This window comes from Rhizobium alarense (assembly GCF_021555155.1).
In the GTDB taxonomy this organism is placed as follows: Bacteria; Pseudomonadota; Alphaproteobacteria; order Rhizobiales; family Rhizobiaceae; genus Rhizobium_D; species Rhizobium_D alarense.
Window position 1 is genome coordinate 60,692 of sequence record NZ_JAKGBU010000007.1, and the last position, 3,871, is coordinate 64,562.

General features: G+C 65.6%; 4 protein-coding genes. All 4 read right to left on the reverse strand.

Translation table 11 applies throughout. The features are described from left to right. A partial coding sequence (gene pyrH, locus LXM94_RS03795; RefSeq protein ID WP_235769808.1) for a UMP kinase occupies positions 1-613 on the reverse strand: 613 nt, incomplete at its 3' end. Between the two features lie 174 nt (positions 614-787). Then, a complete protein-coding gene (tsf, locus tag LXM94_RS03800; RefSeq protein ID WP_235769809.1) occupies positions 788-1,711 on the reverse strand; it encodes a translation elongation factor Ts in 924 nt (307 codons plus the stop codon). Positions 1,712-1,940: 229 nt separating this feature from the next. After that, positions 1,941-2,708 carry a 30S ribosomal protein S2 gene (gene rpsB / locus LXM94_RS03805; protein ID WP_235769810.1) on the reverse strand — a complete coding sequence of 256 codons (768 nt, stop codon included), beginning with the start codon at positions 2,706-2,708 and terminating at the stop codon, positions 1,941-1,943. A gap of 207 nt (positions 2,709-2,915) precedes the next feature. Continuing rightward, positions 2,916-3,740 carry a cell envelope integrity EipB family protein gene (locus LXM94_RS03810; RefSeq protein ID WP_235769811.1) on the reverse strand — a complete coding sequence of 275 codons (825 nt, stop codon included), beginning with the start codon at positions 3,738-3,740 and terminating at the stop codon, positions 2,916-2,918. Positions 3,741-3,871: the final 131 nt, after the last annotated feature.

Genomic DNA, 3,871 nt, shown 5'->3' on the forward strand with positions numbered 1-3,871 from the left:
GCGCGATCGCCGCGACATCCATCACCGCGAGCCCCTTCGACAGCACCTCGCTGTGGGTCAGGTAGTCGAAGCGGGTGGCGGCTGGATCCTTCTTCGGATCGGCGGAATAGATGCCGTCGACCTGCGTGCCCTTGAAGATCGCCTCGGCTCCCATCTCCGCGGCACGCAGCGCGGCGGCGGAATCGGTCGTGAAGAAGGGATTGCCCGTGCCGCCGGCGAAGATCACGACGCGGCCGAGCGACAGATGGTAGAGCGTGGCGCGCTGGGAGAAGCTCTCGCAGATCTCCGGCATGGCGATCGCCGAGAGAACGACCGTGTCGATGTTCAGCTTGCGCAGAGACGTCGCGAGCGCCAGCGCGTTGATGACGGTGGCGAGCATGCCCATGTGGTCGCCCGTCACCCGGTCGCCGCCCTTCGACGCCACCGCGACGCCGCGGAAGATGTTGCCGCCGCCGACGACGACGCCGACCTCGACGCCGAGCGCCCGTGCCTCGGCGATGTCGGAGGCGATGCGATCGGCGACGGCGACGTCGATGCCGAAGCCCTGCGATCCCATCAGCGCTTCGCCGGAGGCCTTGAGCAGGACACGTTTGTAGAGGGGCTTCGAAGACATTGGCGCTCCTGAGACTGGACGGACTGAAGGCGACGCCTCCGATCGTCGGGCGCCGCAGGGCGCGCCAGATCGGACGGCCGGACGGCCGGTCATGCGATCGCCGAATGCCGGATACACGAAGGGCGTCGCGTTGTCACGCGACGCCCTGTCCTTTTCCCAAGTCGGGTTAAGAAATCAACCCTTGGCGACGGCCGCCACTTCGGCCGCGAAATCGGACTCTTCCTTCTCGACGCCTTCGCCGAGCAGCAGGCGGACCATGCCGACGACTTCGATCGACGCGCCGGCTTCCTTTTCGGCATCCTTGACGGCCTGGCCGACGGTGACGTCCGGGTTGACGACGAAGGCCTGCGACAGCAGCGCGACTTCCTCGAAGAACTTGCGCATGCGGCCTTCGACCATCTTCTCGATGATGTTGTCCGGCTTGCCGGAGGCGCGGGACTGTTCGATGAAGACGTTGCGTTCGCGCTCTGCAACGGCGGCATCGACTTCCTCGGCGCGGATGGCGAGCGGGTTGGTGGCGGCGACGTGCATCGCGACCTGGCGACCGATCGCGTTCAGCACGGCAATGTCGCCGGCCGACTTCAGGGCGACGAGAACGCCGAGCTTGCCGACGCCTTCGCCGGCCGCGTTGTGGATGTAGGTCGCGACGACGCCTTGCTCGACCTTCAGCAGCGCGGCGCGGCGCAGCGTCATGTTCTCGCCGATCGTCGCAATGGCGTCCTTGATCGTCTCGTCGACCGACTTGCCGGTCGCCGGGTAGGTCGCGGCGGAGATCGCCTCGACGGAGCCGTCGGTGGTGATCGCCACGTTGGCGACGCCGCGGACGAGTTCCTGGAACGCCTCGTTGCGGGCAACGAAGTCCGTCTCGGAATTGACTTCGACCGCGACGGCCTTGACGCCGTCGGCGACGATGCCGATCAGGCCTTCGGCAGCGGTACGACCCGACTTCTTGTCAGCCTTGGCGATGCCCTTGGCGCGCAGCCAGTCGATCGCGGCTTCGAGGTCGCCGTTCGTCTCGGCCAGCGCCTTCTTGCAATCCATCATGCCTGCGCCGCTCTTCTCGCGCAGTTCCTTCACCATTGCTGCAGTGATTTCCATCGTCTCGCCTCGTTGGGTCTTGGGGGCACGCAGCCGGCCAGATGGCGGCGCCGCGCCCGGTTTTCGGCACGGAATGCCGTTCGAATGTGACAGGGTTATGAATGGGACCCGGGCCCGATCCCGGGAGGCCCGGGAAAAGGACGAGGCCGTCATCGACCTTGCGGCGGAAAACGGCCTCGCCCCGATCAGCGATAGGACGGGGCTTGCCCCGTCACGTCCTGCCGCCCGATCAGGCGTCGGCGGAGGCGTCGAGTGCCGGCTCGACCGGAACGTCGGCGGAAGCGCCGAGGTCACGGCCCGAGGCACCCTGCTGGCGCGCGATGCCGTCGATGGCGGCGCGGGCGATCAGGTCGCAGTAGAGCGCGATGGCGCGCGAGGCGTCGTCGTTGCCCGGAATCGGGTAGTCGATCTGGTCCGGATCGCAGTTCGAATCGATGATGGCGACGACCGGGATGCCGAGACGCTTGGCTTCCTGGATGGCGATCGATTCCTTGTTGGTGTCGATGATGAACATCAGGTCCGGCGTGCCGCCCATGTCACGGATACCGCCGAGGGCCTTTTCAAGCTTCTCGCGCTCGCGCTCCAAGTTCAGGCGTTCCTTCTTGGTGAAGCCGGAATGCTCAGAGCCGAGGATCTCGTCGAGCTTGCGCAGGCGCTGGATCGAGTTGGAGATCGTCTTCCAGTTCGTCAGCATGCCGCCGAGCCAGCGGGCGTTGACATAGTACTGGGCCGAGCGCTTGGCCGCGTCGGCGATGATCTCGGAGGCCTGGCGCTTCGTGCCGACGAAGAGCACGCGGCCGCCGCCGGCGACCGTGTCGCTGACGATCTGAAGGGCGCGGCTCAGCATCGGAACCGTCTGGGCGAGGTCGATGATGTGGACGTTGTTGCGGTCGCCGAAGATGTACGGCTTCATCTTCGGGTTCCAGCGGTGGGTCTGGTGGCCGAAGTGAACACCAGCTTCCAGAAGCTGGCGCATGCTGAAATCAGGCAATGCCATGCCTTTTTCTCCTTTTCCGGTTGAACCTCCGCAAGGCGAACAGCCGAACCCGTTGGCCCGGCCACCGGCGGAACGATCCGGATTTCTCCCGGACAATCCCATGCCTCACGTGTGGAATGCGCTGCCCTTAACCGCAGAAGAGCGGCAAATCAAGGGCTGTGGCGTTTTTTTACGGCTTCCGGCGTGGTCCCGGAGCCTGCCGCCGTCCTATTTGCACTCTTCGGCCTTGAAGACCTCGAGATTGGCGAGCTTGCCCGAGAGCACGAAGTCGCCGTAGTCCATGGTCAGATCCCGCGTCACGCCGTTCTCGTAGAGCTTGAACGCCATGCGGTAGATCGGGGTGGCGTCGCCGGTCGCATCGTCATTGTAATAGGCGATGCTGACCGGCCAGAAGGACTGCTTGGACAGCGCGCCCGCCTTGCTGGCATCCGTGTCGCCGGCATCGGGCATTTCCGCCTTGCCAAGCACGGTCGTCGTCAAGAGCGTCTTGTCGCCGGTGTCGGAGCCGTCGAACAGCCGGGCCTCGAAGAAGCGGTCGCCCTTCTTCGCGCGGCTGATCACCTCCAGCATGTGCTCGGTCGGAAACTGGCTCTGCGCAAGCTCGAGCTGCCTGGCGGCCGGCGCCTGCAGGTCGACGCTGACGCCCTGCTCCTCGTCGCGCGCCGAGCCCCGCACTTCCTTGTCCAGCTTCTCGTCGGTGAAGGACCGGGTCAGGAAGCGGAAGCTGCCGTTCTCGAGATCCTCGTAGGTCGTCGTCTGCTGGTCGGTCAGACGCGTCTCCTCGCCGGTGTTGATCTGCGTCACGAAGCGGAAGCTCACCGTGTAACCCTCGCAGGCATTGCCGTTGAACTCGTAGACCATACGGCCATACATGCCGGCGATGCCCGACCGCTCGGAGGCGTCTTTCAGCTCGAGATCGTAGACCGCGCGGTGCGGTACCAGCGTCGCCGGTGCCGCGCGGGCAGGCGCCGCCGGGCCGAAGGCCGCCGCCGCGCTGCCGAAAACGATCGCCGCAAAGGATGCACGAAACATCCGTTTCCTCCTGTTGAACTCGCGCGCAATGTTATAAGACGTCTTCGGGCAAAAGCGAGGCCAATGTCGCCTCGTTGCCGCATTCGACACGAAAACGCAAATCGGGGTGGCCCGCGCCCGCGGCGCCCGCC